This window comes from Nocardioides sp. QY071 (assembly GCF_029961765.1).
Lineage (GTDB): Bacteria > Actinomycetota > Actinomycetes > Propionibacteriales > Nocardioidaceae > Nocardioides.
Genome location: NZ_CP124681.1, coordinates 2,597,600 through 2,611,079, shown reverse-complemented (window position 1 = coordinate 2,611,079; position 13,480 = coordinate 2,597,600). Strand labels below are relative to the sequence as shown.

Sequence of the window (13,480 nt, the reverse complement as noted above, 5' to 3'; positions counted from 1 at the left end):
CTGGGGGCTGGTGTCGCCTCACCAGTGCGTCGCCGACCGCTCCGTGATCCGGTGATCGCGGAAAACTTTCACCGCAGCCGCATCGGGTTGCCGACGGCGACCGCGCCGGCCGGCACGTCCTTGGTGACGACCGCGTTGGCGCCGATGCGTGCCCCGTCGCCGACGGTGATGCCGCCGATCACCACGGCGCCCGCGCCGATCTCGACGTCGTCACCGATCACGGGGCAGGGACCGGCCGCGACGGCGTTGCCGATGGTCACGCCGTGCCGCAGCAGGACCCGGGCGCCGATCACCGACCGGTCGTTGATCACCAGCCCGACGCCGTGGCGCAGCCGCGCTCCCGGGCCGATCGACGTCTTCCACGGGATCTCGATGCTGAGCACCCACTCGACGACCACCCGGTAGACCAGGCCGTACGCCGTCGCGGGGACCCGGCGGGCGCCGTACCTGTTCCGGCTGGCGCGGTGGGCCAGCCGGAAGGCGACCATGACCAGGCGTCCGCGGAGATCGGGCCGGTTGGCCCGCCAGTCCTGGAGGAGGTCGGCACGGAGGTTCGTCTGCGGCATGCTCACGGTCAACTGGTGCGCCCGTCCGGTCGCGGTGATCCCGACGGCCGGGGATTTTCGCTCGCGGGTGGCCCAGGTCACGGATCATTCCGGGCTCCGCCGCGCACTGGTGGAGCATGAGGCCCACTCCCCCGGCCACCGAGCCGACCTGCCGCTGCCACCCCTGCTACCACGACCTGGGCGTGCACGCGCCAGGTCACGACGCCGGCGTGAAGTAGCGGAAGGCCGCCCAGTAGTAGGGGTGCGGGTACGACGCCGCGACCCGGCGCCGGGCCAGGCCGAGGGCGCGCCGTGGCGCCTCGCCGGCCGCGAGGTGACGGTAGAACTCGGTCATCAGCTCGACGGTGACGGCGTCGTCGACCACCCACAGGGAGGCGACGACGCCGACGGCCCCGGCATTCAGGCAGGCCCAGGCCAGGCCGATCGGCCGCACCAGGTTGCCGGCCGCGCGACCCGAGCCGCAGGCGCTGAGCACGACCACCCGGTCGTGCATGGCGAAGCTGCCGTCGACCAGGTCGGCCGCGGTCAGCCAGCCGTCGGCGAGCCGGAGCGCGGAGAAGAGCGGGTTGCCGGCATGGAAGCGGCCGTGGGTCGCGAGGTGGACGAGGTCCGCGTCGACCATCCGCGCGGCGAGCACCTTGGAGGTCGCCGCCTCTCCGCGGTGCACCTCGGCGTCGGGGAGGAGCGTCGCGATCATGTCCGCCTCGGCGCCGATCTCGGGTGCGTCGTCGTCGGGCAGGGCGAGCACCAGCACGGACGTGGCGGCGACCTGGACGTCGTACGGCTCCTCGACCACGTCCGGCGCGGGGGCGAAGCGCTCGCGCCAGGGCGCGCCGACGTCGAGCATCGCGTCGAACGGGACGCCGAGCAGGTGCCGGTGCCCGGCGACCGAGAGCGGCTCGAGCTCGATGTCGCTGAGCAGGTCGGCGAGCGGCGCGACCAGCACCTCGTACAGCGCGTCGAGGCGTGAGGAGGTGGGGCCGGTGGCGCCGAGCGCGGCGACCATGTGGCACTCGTGCCGCCAGCCGTCGACCAGTCGCGCGGTCTCGGAGCTGATCCCGGTCAGCCGGCGCACGAAGACCTGGGCCTCACGGATGACGAAGGCGATCACGTCGCCGCCGATGACGTAGTAGTCGACGGCCGGGCCCTCGGGCACCGGCGGCAGGTCGGGTGCCTCTGCCCGTCCGGGGTCGGTGGTCCGGTTGCGGGCGGCGTCGATGAGGTCGTCAGTGTCGGCGACAGCCGCGGCGGCGTCGTCGACGTGCCAGCCGGCGGTGTGCTCACGCAGGGTCGAGAAGGCGGAGGCCTTCGACGCGCGGACCCGCTGCCAGGCCTCGATGACCGTCGAGTGCCGTCCGTCCGCGACGAGCAGGTCGATCAGCTCGTCGCTGGCCTCGGCGAGCAGGCCGCCGCGGGTCGAGGTGGCCCGGGGCCGCTGGGCCAGCAGCGGCTGCATCGCGCACGCTGCACGCAGCTCGTCGGCGGCGTCGCTCACCCGTCCGGCCCGGCGCAGGAACCGGGCGCGCGCGAGCCGCAGCTCCATGCGCAGCTCGGGACGGGCCAGCCGGTCGACCTCGGCGGACGCACGCGCGATCCGCACCTCGGCGTCGTACGGGTCCGTGGCGACCCAGGCTGCGAGCACCATCGCGCGCACCCGGTTGACCTCCAGGGTGGTCTCGTCGCCCTGTACCCGGGCCAGACGGGTGCTGACCGCCGTCTGGTTGCCCTCCAGGTGGGCGAGCCGGGTGAGCAGCAGGCGCGCCTCGTCGCGGGTGACCACGTCGCCGCACTCCTCGCTGAGCCGCTCGGCGGCGTCCAGGGACCGCTCGGCCGCGTCGGTGCGCCCCAGGCGCAGCGCCGCCGCTGCGCAGACGAGCTCGGTGCGCCCGAGGTCGGCGATCCGCCCGAACGCCCGGAACGCGTCGCGTGCCGCGGCCCCCTTGCTCAGCGCCTCCTCGGCGAGGCCCGCGCTGAGCAGCGCCTCCGCGAGCACCCGGTCGCGCTCGGCGAGGCCGACGCCCTGGGACTCCAGGACGGGGGCGATCCGCTCGAGCAGCTCCATGGCCGAGACGGGGGTGCCGGCCGCCGCCAGTGCCTCGGCGATGGGGATCACCGCCTTGGCGGCGTCGAGGGTGGCGCCTTCGCGGGTCAGCTCGCGCCGCGCCTCGCTCAGCACGTCGAGGGCGCGGTGGACGAGGCCGTCGGCGACCAGGACCCGGCCGCGCTGGAGGCCGATCTTGGCGACCGAGCGCCGGTCGCCGGTACGACGGGCGAGGTCGTCGGCGAGGTCGAAGTGCCGCACCGCGGCGGCCAGGTCACCGACCGCGGCGTGGGCGGAGCCGAGCTGCTGGTGGGCGCGCACGTGCAGCCGGGTCGCGAGCTCCTCGTCCCCGGCGCTGCCCCGCTCGATGCCGGTGAGGATCCGGCCGACGACGAGCACGACGTCGGCATACTCCCCCGCGGCCAGCATCACGGCGGTGCGCCCGAGCATGGCGCCGCGGGCCTCGAGCGTTCGGCCCGCCGCGAGCCAGTCCATCCGGGCGAGCTGGAAGGCGCTCATCGCGCCGGTGAGGCTCCCGCGGTCCAGCTCGATCTCGCCGCGCAGGAAGCCCAGCCGGGCGCGGTACGACGGGTCGTCGTTGGCGTCGAGCAGGCCGGTGATCGTGTCGAGCAGCGCCGTGCACCGGCGCAGGTCCTGGTGCTGGACCCGCTCGGCCTCGGCGAGCAGGCGGGCGACCTTCTCGGTCCGGTCGTCGGTGCGATTCATCTCAGCTCACGTCGGCTCGGTCAGGACCTGGCCAGCTCGAGCGGAGCGGTCACCCGGATGCCGTCGACCGCGATGCGCAGCTCGTCGACCGAGACCGGCACCTCGTCGAACCCGAAGCGGCCGTCGGCCGTGGAGTGGCCGCGGCGGCGCACGACACCTTCCTCGAGCAGGGTGACCTCCGCGGCGATCGGTGCCCGCTCGGCGAGCAGGAGGCCGCGCAGCTCGAGGTGACCGTCCGACACCGGTCCGGCCTCGAGCACGAACCGGCCGGCCTCGCTCTCGAACGCGAGGTGCGACTGCCCGGTGCCGTCCGCCTCGCGCACGCCGGCGACCCGTGCGCCCCGCGTGTCGTACAGCAGCCGGGCGCGGCTCCAGCCACGGTCGGCCGCGACGTTGCCGGGGCCCTCGAACAGCGCGCGCAGCCGGCCGCGCAGGTCGGCGGGCGGTGCCTCGAGCTGGAGCCGCTCGGCGGTGGCGAGGAAGTCGGCCACCCAGGCCGCGGCGTCGGCCGCCTCCTGGTCGTCACGGACCGCGTCGGCGACGTGGCTCGCCCGGTCGGCGGGCAGGCGCCCCTCGATCCAGTCGACGATCTCGGTGAAGGTCGTGCGCGGAGTCACCAAGCACCTTCCTCGGTGAGGATCCCGCGCAGCTTCTCCAGGCAGCGGCCACGCAGCGGTCCGATGCCGCCGATGGACCGCCCGAACCGCTGCGCGATCTCTGCATAGCTGGGCGACTCGGGGTCGAGGTAGAGCGCCTCCAGCAGGTCCTTGCAGGTGCCGCCGAGCTCGGCGAGGGCGTCGTGGAGGGCAAGGATCGAGGCCCAGTCGTCCTGGGACTGGTCGACCTCCTCGGGCACGACCTCGAGCTGGACGTCGCGACGGCTGAGGTTGCGCACCCGCCAGGACTGGCGTCGGGTGACCGTCATCAGCCAGGACGCGAGGCGCTCCTCGTCCTTGATCCGGTCGAGGGAGTCGATGAGGGTCACGAAGGTGCCCTGCGTGACGTCGGCGGCGTCGTCGGCAGAGAGGCCGTTGCGGCGCGCGACGGAGTAGACGAGCCGCTCGTAGCGGCCCACGAGCAGGTCCCAGGCCCGCGGGTCACGCTGCCGGCAGCGCTCGAGCAGCTCGGCGTCCGTCGGCTCGGCCTCGGTGCGGGACAGCGACCGCAGCGGGATCACCTTCGCCACGGGGGCGTGCGGGTCGTCGGTCTCGGAAGCGGCGTGGATGCCGTGGGAGGGGATGGCCATGGTCCTTCACTGTGGTCGTGGCGTTCGTAGCGTGGGTCACACGTCGATCGCCGGTGGTCGTGCCCGGAACCAGGGCCGCGAGCCCCCACTCCGACATGCATCAAACGCGCTCTCGAAGGCCCCGGTCACGGTGTTGCCCATCGGCGTTCTCAGACCTGATACGTCTGGTCCGGAATCGCCGCTCAGCGTGTCGCGCGCGTCACATCGGCGGCGTCCAGGCCGGACCGGAAGCGGTGGTACGACGACAGCTCGGCCTGCACCGGGTCGACGACCTGGGCGCCCACGACCCGACCGATCACGCGCTCGCACTCGTCGGCGAGGGCCCTGCCGTCCTCGGCCGCGGACCGCCGGACCGCGGCCCGGACCGCGGCCCCACCACCGGCCCCGAGCAGGACGGCCAGCACCGCCAGCGCGAGGGCCGCCAGCGCCCGGCCGGACGTCGCGAGGACGCCTGCGCCGACGAGGGCGACGAGCCCGGCCGCAGCGGCCGCGACCAGGGTGCCCCGGCCGGCCGGCGTACCAGGTCCGGGGCGGAGCGCCCCGAGCTCGGCGTCGAGCCGTTCGATGAGCAGCGGCAACCGCCCGGTCGCCGCCGACCGCACCGGCGCCCCCCAGACGTCGGTGAGGTCGCGCGTGGCCTGGTCGGCGAAGGAGCGAACCGCCGCGCTCACGGCGGCACCGTCGACCGGGCCCACCCGGACCTCGGTCCGGACGCGGCGCTCGGCGCGCTCGACACGGGAGGCCGCTCCCGGGACGCCGCCCGCGTCGGCGACCCGGCGGACCAGGTCGTCGACCCACACATCGGGCACCGAGCGCGGCCCGTCGCCGGCTGCGCGGGCGAGAGTCGTCGCGGCGGCCGTGATGTCGGCCGCCATCCGCTCCTCGGCGTGCCTGTTGTCCTCGACCCGGCGACGGACGGCGGCGCGCAGGTCGTCGACGCCGAGACCGCGGCGGGCGCTGATCCCGAGCACGCGCGGGTCGCGCATCCCGTCGCCGACCAACACCTTGCGCAGGTCGCGCAGCAGGCCCGGCCGCTCCTCCTCGGCGACCGTGTCGACCTGGTTCATCACGACCATGGTCACGGCCCGGTGGCCCGCGAGGGGACGTAGGAAGCGCTGGTGGATGGCCGCGTCGGCGTACTTCTGCGGGTCGACGACCCAGATCATCGCGTCGGCCAGCTGGACGACCCGCTCCGCCTCGCGGTGGTGGGCCGTCTCGACGGAGTCGTGGTCGGGCAGGTCGAGGAGGATCAGCCCGTCCGGGAGGGTGCCGCGGGGCGGGGCGTCGGGCAGCGTCGATCGGTAGAACTGGTTCGCGGCGGGGACGCCGAGCCACGCGAGCAGGTCGCGGGTCTCGTCGTCGGGCTCGCCCCAGACCAGGGCCTTGGCCACCGCGGTCGTGGGGCGCTGGGCGCTCGACTCGGACAGCGGGACGCCGGCCAGCGCGTTGAAGGTCGTCGACTTGCCCGAGCCGGTCGCTCCGGCGATCGCGACCACGGTGTGCCGGCCCGACAGGCTGAGCCGGCCGTCGGCGCGGGCGGTCGTCGCCTCGATGTCGTCGAGCACCGTGTCGTCGACGCGTCCGCGCGCCTCCTTCACCGCGGTGCGCAGGCCGTCGATACGGCGCTCGAGCGACGACTGCCTGCGCACCAACGACGCGGGCGCGTCCCGGAACACGGCCCCGAGTCCACCGGTCATGCCGGCACCTTCCTCTCCGCCGGACCTCCGACGACGTGATCGATCGCCCGCCGCGCTCCACGGACGCGGTGCGGGGCGTCGGGGGTGAGCCCCCAGGTCATGACCGGCTGCAGGTAGCGGTCGCGCTCGAGCGCGAGCAGGTCGCGCAGCATCGCGTCCAGGCTGTGCCGTGCGTTGGCGACCGCCCCCGGCCCCGTCAGCGCTCCGACCGCGAGGGCGAGCGACAGCAGCCGCGCGGCGGTGCCGGACTCGTCGACCCCGGCCGCGCCCGCACCCAGCTCCCGACGCCAAGCGGCGACGGCTGAGCGGCACCGGGCGGCGAGAGTCCGTCCGGGGCGGGCGAGGTCGTCGTCGGACCAGTCGAGCAGCGCGGCGCCGTACGGCGTGGTGCGCAACGCGTCGCTCGTCGCGGCGGCAGCCTGCTCGGCGTGCTCGAGCACGAGCGCCTCCAGCGCCAGGTCGAGGGCGAGCTCGATGGCGTCGAGCTGCTCGCGCCGCTGGCCGGGGGCGAGCGCTGCGCCACGGTCACGGACCCGCTGCATCAGCTCGGCCGTGGTGAGCTGCGCGTCGGTGCCGACCAGCTCGTGCCAGCGGGCCAGGAGGGCGCCGCGCAGCACGGAGCCGTCCCCGGCGGCGCGGGTCAACCGTGCCTGGGCGGTGTCGTAGGTCGTGTCGGCGATGCGGAGCAGCTCGCCCACCGCCTGCACCTGATCGCCGGCCGCGGCCGCCACCTCGTCGGCGACCTTGCCCGCCTCGCGGAGGGCACCGGCCACGCACTGAGCGGCGATCTCGCGACGGATCGAGGGGGCGGCGGAGAGGTCCTCGATCGCCCCGCGGATCGCGTCGACCTGGGTGGTCTGCAGCAGTCCGTCGCTGACCTGCCCGTGCTCGACGACGACGACCTTGCCGCGTCCGATCCCCCGCCGGTTCAGCTGGCGCACCAGGTCGGTGGAGACGACCTCGAGGTCCTCGGGCTGGATCCTGTTGAGGACCACCATCAGCGGGGTGTCGCGCTGGCGGGCGACGTCGAGCTGGTGCCACGGCACCTGGTCGGCGTAGCGGTTGGCCGAGGTCACGAAGAGCCACATGTCGGCGGCAGCGAGCAGGCGGGTGGCGAGGCGCCGGTTGGCATCGTCGATGGAGTCGAAGTCGGGCGCGTCGAGGAGCGCGGTCCCCCGGGGCACGGCCGTCGTCGGCACGAGCTGGAGGACCTGCGGGTCGTCGGTGGTGTGGTCGACGCGGTCGAACGCGGTGAGGATGCCGTCGCGCGCGAACCACGCGCTGTCGGCGGGGTGGTGGATCAGGACGGGCGAGCGCGTCGTGGGGCGGATCAGCCCGGACTGGGTGACCCCCTGGCCGACCAGCGTGTTGACGATCGTGGACTTGCCCACGCCGGTGGGTCCGCCGACGACGATCAGGAGCGGCCGATCGGGCTCGGCCAAGCGCGGGACCAAATAGTCGTCGATCTGGTGCAGCAGGATCTCGCGCCGCTCGCGCACCGGACCGCTCCCGGGCAGCCCCAGCGGCAGCACGGCGGCGTGCAGCGCGTCCCGCAGCCCGTGGGTCGCCTCGGCAGCAACCTCACCCAGGATGTCGGACCCGCCCCACCGGATCTGCGCAGCGCCCACCAGTCACCTCGTGCCTCGCCTCGGGACTGCGCCTGTCGCAGCCCTCGATGCACCAGTGCGCGGAGGCGCGCGAAAAGATCCGCTGCCCTCGGAAATCGTCGGAAGGACTTCTCAGCAGGTCAGGGCAGGTGTTCGAGCCTGACGCTCACCCGCAGGTCGCGGTTCTCGGCGACCACCTCGCAGACGTCGTCGGGGACCGAGTCGAAGGCGAACCGGCCCAGCCGGTCGCCCTCCATCGTCCGGAAGGTCTCGCCGCCGGCGACCACCGAGGCCCGGAACACCGGCGAGGTGTCGGCGTCGACCGGCAGCACCTGTCCCTCGATCCGGACCCGGTGCTCGCCGAGCGGGGTCACGTCGAGCATCACGTCGACGTCGTCGCTGCCGAACGCGAGGTGGACGGTCCCGTCGTCACCGGCGCCGGAGCGGGTACCGGTCCGCGTCGGGCCCTGCCGGCTGTCGAAGATCAGCGCGGCGACGACGCTTCGCGGCGCGCTGCTGTCGACCGGGCGGATCGCGGCCCAGTCGCGGAACGCCTGGCGGAGGTTCTGGCGCACGATCGGCGGCGGCGCGGAGAGCTGGAGCGAGGCCGCGGTGGCGTTGAACCTCTGCAGCCAGCGCACGGCGCTCCAGGTCCGCTCGTCCCCGGCGTCGATCGCGCGCTGGACCTCGTCCGCGGCGGCCGGGTCGAGGCGGCCCTCGTACCAGTCGACGATGTCCGTGAATCGCACCACGGTGGTCACCAGCTCCTGTCCTCGGGCCAGATCGCCCAGTGCTCGGCGCAGCTCGGGCTGCCCCCACAAGGTAGGGGCTTCGAGCAGGCTGCGACAGGGGTCCCCCCGACGAGCGGTCGGGGGACCTTCGACCTGCGGACGGGCGACCTCGGTCTCTGCCAGAGCACCCCCGTCCGCTGGTCGACTCGACGTACCAACGATCGAGGAGCTGATCACCATGACCACCTTCACCACCCACCTCCACCACCTCGTCGACCACACCGTCGGGCACGACGAGGAGGCAGCGGTGGCCGACACCGCCGCCCGCCGGGCCCTGGCGGTGCTCCGCATCGGCTTCGGCCTGACCTTCCTGTGGGCCTTCGCCGACAAGCTGCTCGCGCTGGGGTACGCCACCGGCGCGGCGCAGGATGGCACCGTCGACCGCTTCGGGCCGGATGCCTGGATCCACGGCGGCAGTCCGACCCAGGGCTTCCTCGGCTTCGCCGCCGACGGCCCGTTCCAGGGCTTCTGGAACAGCCTCGCCGGCACCGCGTTCGCAGACTGGGCCTTCATGCTCGGCCTGCTCGGCATCGGCATCGCGCTGACCTTCGGCATCGGGATGCGCCTGGGAACCCTCGCCGGCTTCGTGATGTACGTCCTGATGTGGAGCGTCGTGCTGCCCCCGGCCAACAACCCGGTCCTCGACGAGCACCTGCTCGGCGCGGTCAGCATGGTCGTGCTCGGCCTGGCCGGCGCCGGGGCCACCTGGGGCCTGGGCCACAGCTGGGCGCAGCTGCCCGTCGTACGCCGGTTCCCGGTCCTGCGCTGACCCAGCGCGAGGCGTCGCGTCAGGCGAGCGGCGCCTCCGCCGGTCGGAGCACCAGCCGGATGCCGTGGCGGCCCCCGAGCTCGACGACCTCGAGCCGCCCACCGCCGGACTCGGCGGCCCTCCGCGCGATGTCGAGTCCGAGCCCGGTCGACCCGCCACCCGCCGTCCCGCGGTCGAGGGCCGACACCGCGATGCCGGGGCCGTCGTCGACGATCTCGAGCACCACCCCTTCCGAGGTCTCGTCGAGCCGCACGCTGAAGGCGGTGCCCTCGGGAGTGTGGGCGACGACGTTCTCGATCAGGGCGTCGACCGCCGCGGCGAGGTCGTCGGCGCCGGCCTTCGCCCAGACCGGCCCGGCGGCCAGCTCGATCTGCGTCATTCGGCCCTGGTCCTCGGTCAGTGGTGCCCAGAAGGCTGTCCGCTCCGCGACCACCGCGGCGGCGTCGCAACGCAGATGGACTCCCCCGCGAACCCCGCTCCTGGCCGCCCGGATGAGGTGGGTCAGGCTCCGCTCCAGGCCGCCGACGGCGGCCTCGAGCTCGTCACGCGCCGGGCCGGCCGGCAGACCCTCGACGCTCAACCGCACCGCGGTCAGTGGGGTGCGCAGCCGGTGCGACAGGTCGGCCGCCGCCTCGCGCTCACCGGTCAGGAGCTCGTCGATCCGGTCCGCGAGCGCGTTGAGCTCCGTGGCCACCCGGGCGACCTCGGCCGGCCCGCCGGTCGGCGCGCGCGCTGTGAGGTCTCCCGAGCCCAGCGCGATCGCCGTCTCCGCCGTGCGACGCAACGGCCGCACGATCCTGCGTCCGGTCACCTCGGCCGCCAGCCAGGCCAGCCCCAGCAACAGCGATGCCGTCGCGCCGGCGACCAGGTAGCGGTTGCGGGTGCGCTCCGCGACCCGCTCACTCGAGACCAGCGCCACGACCTGTGCCTCCCCGGTGCTGGTGCGGCAGTCCACGACGACGAACCGGCGTCCGCCGGCCGAGACGATCCGTGGCACCGAGACGACACCCAGGTCGTCGCTGTCGCGGTCGCCGCTGCCCGCGACCGCGTTGCGAGGAATGGCGCTGAGGTCGCGCGGGGCACCGATCACGGTCCCGTCGGGCAGGCGGACCGAGACCGAGGTGCCCTCACGGCGGTTCAGCCGGGTCAGGTAGGCCTCGAGAACGGACTCGTCGGCGGTGCGTGCGCTGAGGTAGTCGGCAGTTCCCTGCGCGGCGTAGGTCGCCTCCTGGTCCGTGCTCGCACGAGCATCGCTGCGCAGCATGAGGGCGAGAGGAATGCCGGCGAGCACGATGACGAGCGTCGCCGTACCGACGGCCAGCGCGATCACCCTGCTGCGCAAGGTGACCCTCACGCCTCCGGCTCCACGATCTTGACGCCGACACCACGCACGCTCACCAGGTAGCGAGGCTGTGCCGCCGACTCGCCGAGCTTGCGCCGCAGCCACGAGAGATGCACGTCGACGGTCCGGTCCGCGCCGCCCCACGGCTGCTGCCACACGTCGGCGAGCAGCTGACGCCTGCTCACGACCTCACCGGGCCGTTGCATCAACGCCTGCAGGAGGTCGAACTCCTTGCGGGTGAGCTCCAGCGCGCGACCATCGAGCGTCACCTCTCGCCCCACCGGGTCCAGGACGAGGTCACCGACGCGCAGCTCGGGCTCCTGATCGGGGGCCGGGCGGGTGCGCCGGAGCACGGCGCGGATGCGTGCGTCCATCTGCGCGGCCGAGAACGGCTTCACCAGGTAGTCGTCCGCTCCGGCGTTGAGGAGCCGGACGACCTCGGCCTCGTCGTCGCGTGCGGTCGCGACGATGACCGGTGCCGCCTTGAGGGCGAGACTGACCTCGAGCACCCGGGCACCGTCCACGTCGGGCAGGCCGAGGTCGAGGACGACGACGTCCGGCGGCCCCGAGCTGAGCTCGGTCATCGCGGCGCCGCCGGTCGCGACGCTCGTCACCGCGTGCCCGAGCGCGCGCAGTCCGCGGACCAGCCCGGCGCGAATGGCCTCGTCGTCCTCCACCAGCAAGACCCGCGCCATGGGGTGAACCGTACGCGGGAGCACGTCGCCGTTGGCGGTCCTTGACGTGGATTTGAGGTTCTCTTGGGGTGGCCATGACGGCCGGGGCGAAAGGATCGCACCGCCTCGTTCCCCAGCTGACGGAGAGTCCGCATGTTCGACCTGGTCAACGGCCTTCCCCTCCACCCCCTCGTCGTCCACGCGGTCGTCGTCCTGTTGCCGTTGGCGATCCTCGGCACCCTGGCGATCGTGGCCCGGCCCGCGTGGCGCCAGCGCTACGGCCTCCTGGTGCTGGGTGTCGCCCTTGTCGCGACGGCGCTCGTTCCGGTGGCGACCTCGAGCGGCGAGGCGCTGGAGAAGCACGTCGGTGACCCGGGCTCCCACGCCCAGCTGGGTGACCAGCTGATCTGGTTCGCCCTCCCGTTGCTGCTGCTGGTGGCCGGACTCGTCTGGGTCGACCGCCGTGGTCCCGGAGCCCGCAACGCGGCGCGGGTCCTGGCCGCCGGTGCCGTCGTGGCCGCGCTGGCCGCCGGCGTACAGGTCTACCGCGTGGGCGACTCCGGTGCCCGTGCCGCCTGGGGCGACCAGGTCACGTCCTCCTCCGCCGAGTGAGCCAAGAGGCCGGGGCTCGACGGGTCTTTGGACCCTGTCCGCCACCGTCACCCTCGCACAGGCTGGTCGTGTCGCACGGACAACGAGAGGACCAGCCATGAGCATCAGCTCACCCAGCATCACCGACCTCATCAGCCTGACCGGGCGCACGGCGATCGTCACTGGCGGTGCCATGGGCATCGGGCGGGGCATCGTCGAGCGGCTGGCCGAGGCCGGGGCCTCCGTCGTCGTCGCTGACGCCGACCTCGAGGCCGCGGAGACGACCGCCAAGGAGCTCGTCGAGCACGGTCGCTCCGCGATGGCGATGTACGCCGACGTCGGTGACGCCGACGACGTCCACCGCCTCGTCGCTGACACCATCGGCTGGCGCGGCCGGGTCGACATCCTGGTCAACGACGCCGGGATCTTCCCCAGTGTGCCGGTGCTCGACATGACGCCCGACGACTTCGACCGGGTGATCCGCACCAACCTGCGCGGCGTCTACCTGTGCTCACGGGAGGCCGCGCTGCGGATGCGCCACCAGGAGAGCGGCGGCCGGATCATCAACGTGACCTCCATCGACGCACTGCACCCCTCGAGCGTGGGCCTGGCGCACTACGACGCGTCCAAGCACGGCGTCTGGGGCTTCACCAAGAACCTCGCCCTCGAGCTCGCCCCCCACGGCATCTGGGTCAACGCCATCGCCCCGGGCGCCATCGCCACACCCGGCGTGGCCACCATGCAGGCGGCAGGAGGCTCCGGGACCGACCCCAAGGCGGTCCTCGAGGCGTTCCTCGCCCAGGTCCCGATGCGCCGGATGGGCGCACCCGACGACATCGCCCGTGCTGCCCTCTTCCTTGCCAGCGACCTGGCCTCCTACGTCACCGGCGCCCAGATCGTGGTCGACGGCGGACGCCTGCTGGCCTGAACGAAGGGATGACGGACATGGACGCCTACGAGGACCTGCAGCAGGCGACGCTGCACGACATCCCGCGCTCGGAGTGCCTGCAGCTCCTCGGCCTGGCCCGGGTCGGCCGCATCGTGTACACCGACGACGACGGGCCGGTCGCGCTCCCGGTCAACTTCCGGATGGACGGCGAGACGGTCCTGTTCCGCGTCTCGCCGGCCAGCCAAATGTGCCTGAGGCTCAACGACGCGACGGTCTCCTTCCAGGTCGACCGGCTCGACGACTTCCACCAGACCGGGTGGAGCGTGCTGGTACGCGGCACCTCGTCGTACGTCGAGAGCGAGGACCTGCCCGCGATGGAGTCGACCCGCCCGGTGCCCTGGGCGCGGGGTTTCCGGCCGGTGTACGTCCGGGTCAGCCCGACGCAGATCAGCGGCCGCCGGCTCGTGGACGACTGAGTCTGCACCGGGGGGTAGCGTCCGGCGCCAGTGCGACCCGCCGAAACGTCACCGAGCCCGGCGCG

The 13,480-nt window shown here is 73.8% G+C and carries 13 protein-coding genes; 4 read left to right on the top strand and 9 right to left on the bottom strand.

Translation table 11 applies throughout. The features are described from left to right. Positions 1-68: 68 nt before the first annotated feature. The 7 genes from QI633_RS12525 to QI633_RS12495 form a co-directional block, all read right to left on the bottom strand. Positions 69-647 (bottom strand): serine acetyltransferase, encoded by a 579-nt coding sequence (locus tag QI633_RS12525; RefSeq protein ID WP_282429180.1) that lies wholly within the window; start codon positions 645-647, stop codon positions 69-71. Between the two features lie 115 nt (positions 648-762). After that, positions 763-3,333 carry a CHAT domain-containing protein gene (locus QI633_RS12520; RefSeq protein ID WP_282429179.1) on the bottom strand — a complete coding sequence of 857 codons (2,571 nt, stop codon included), beginning with the start codon at positions 3,331-3,333 and terminating at the stop codon, positions 763-765. Between the two features lie 20 nt (positions 3,334-3,353). Next, positions 3,354-3,950 carry a hypothetical protein gene (locus tag QI633_RS12515; protein ID WP_282429178.1) on the bottom strand — a complete coding sequence of 199 codons (597 nt, stop codon included), beginning with the start codon at positions 3,948-3,950 and terminating at the stop codon, positions 3,354-3,356. After that, positions 3,947-4,579 (bottom strand): sigma-70 family RNA polymerase sigma factor, encoded by a 633-nt coding sequence (locus tag QI633_RS12510; RefSeq protein WP_141798901.1) that lies wholly within the window; start codon positions 4,577-4,579, stop codon positions 3,947-3,949. The genes QI633_RS12515 and QI633_RS12510 overlap by 4 nt, the downstream gene beginning before the upstream one ends. Before the next feature lie 182 nt (positions 4,580-4,761). Next, a complete protein-coding gene (locus tag QI633_RS12505; protein ID WP_282429177.1) occupies positions 4,762-6,276 on the bottom strand; it encodes a GTPase in 1,515 nt (504 codons plus the stop codon). Continuing rightward, complete coding sequence (locus tag QI633_RS12500) at positions 6,273-7,904, bottom strand: GTPase (protein ID WP_282429176.1); 1,632 nt, start codon at positions 7,902-7,904, stop codon at positions 6,273-6,275. Before QI633_RS12500 ends, QI633_RS12505 begins: the two co-directional genes overlap by 4 nt. Before the next feature lie 119 nt (positions 7,905-8,023). Then, complete coding sequence (locus tag QI633_RS12495) at positions 8,024-8,644, bottom strand: hypothetical protein (protein WP_282429175.1); 621 nt, start codon at positions 8,642-8,644, stop codon at positions 8,024-8,026. 208 nt (positions 8,645-8,852) lie between these two features. On the opposite strand from QI633_RS12495, the gene QI633_RS12490 reads away from it, so the two are divergent. After that, entirely contained in the window at positions 8,853-9,443 is a 591-nt protein-coding gene (locus QI633_RS12490; RefSeq protein WP_222117836.1) for a hypothetical protein, read from the top strand. A gap of 19 nt (positions 9,444-9,462) precedes the next feature. Here the strand turns inward: QI633_RS12490 and QI633_RS12485 are convergent, their stop codons facing one another. After that, on the bottom strand, positions 9,463-10,797 hold the full coding sequence (locus tag QI633_RS12485; RefSeq protein WP_141798905.1) for a HAMP domain-containing sensor histidine kinase: 1,335 nt from the start codon (positions 10,795-10,797) through the stop codon (positions 9,463-9,465). Beyond that, positions 10,794-11,480: a response regulator transcription factor gene (locus QI633_RS12480; RefSeq protein WP_141798906.1), complete on the bottom strand. Its 687-nt coding sequence runs from the start codon at positions 11,478-11,480 to the stop codon at positions 10,794-10,796. The genes QI633_RS12485 and QI633_RS12480 overlap by 4 nt, the downstream gene beginning before the upstream one ends. A 132-nt stretch (positions 11,481-11,612) precedes the next feature. On the opposite strand from QI633_RS12480, the gene QI633_RS12475 reads away from it, so the two are divergent. From QI633_RS12475 to QI633_RS12465, 3 genes are all read left to right on the top strand, one after another. Further along, complete coding sequence (locus QI633_RS12475) at positions 11,613-12,071, top strand: DUF2231 domain-containing protein (RefSeq protein WP_141798907.1); 459 nt, start codon at positions 11,613-11,615, stop codon at positions 12,069-12,071. A gap of 97 nt (positions 12,072-12,168) precedes the next feature. Beyond that, entirely contained in the window at positions 12,169-12,978 is an 810-nt protein-coding gene (locus tag QI633_RS12470) for an SDR family NAD(P)-dependent oxidoreductase (RefSeq protein ID WP_141798908.1), read from the top strand. A 17-nt stretch (positions 12,979-12,995) separates the two neighbouring features. Beyond that, the gene (locus QI633_RS12465; protein WP_160158255.1) at positions 12,996-13,415 is read left to right on the top strand and encodes a pyridoxamine 5'-phosphate oxidase family protein; all 420 of its coding nucleotides are present in this window, start codon (positions 12,996-12,998) and stop codon (positions 13,413-13,415) included. The last annotated feature ends 65 nt before the right edge of the window (positions 13,416-13,480 follow it).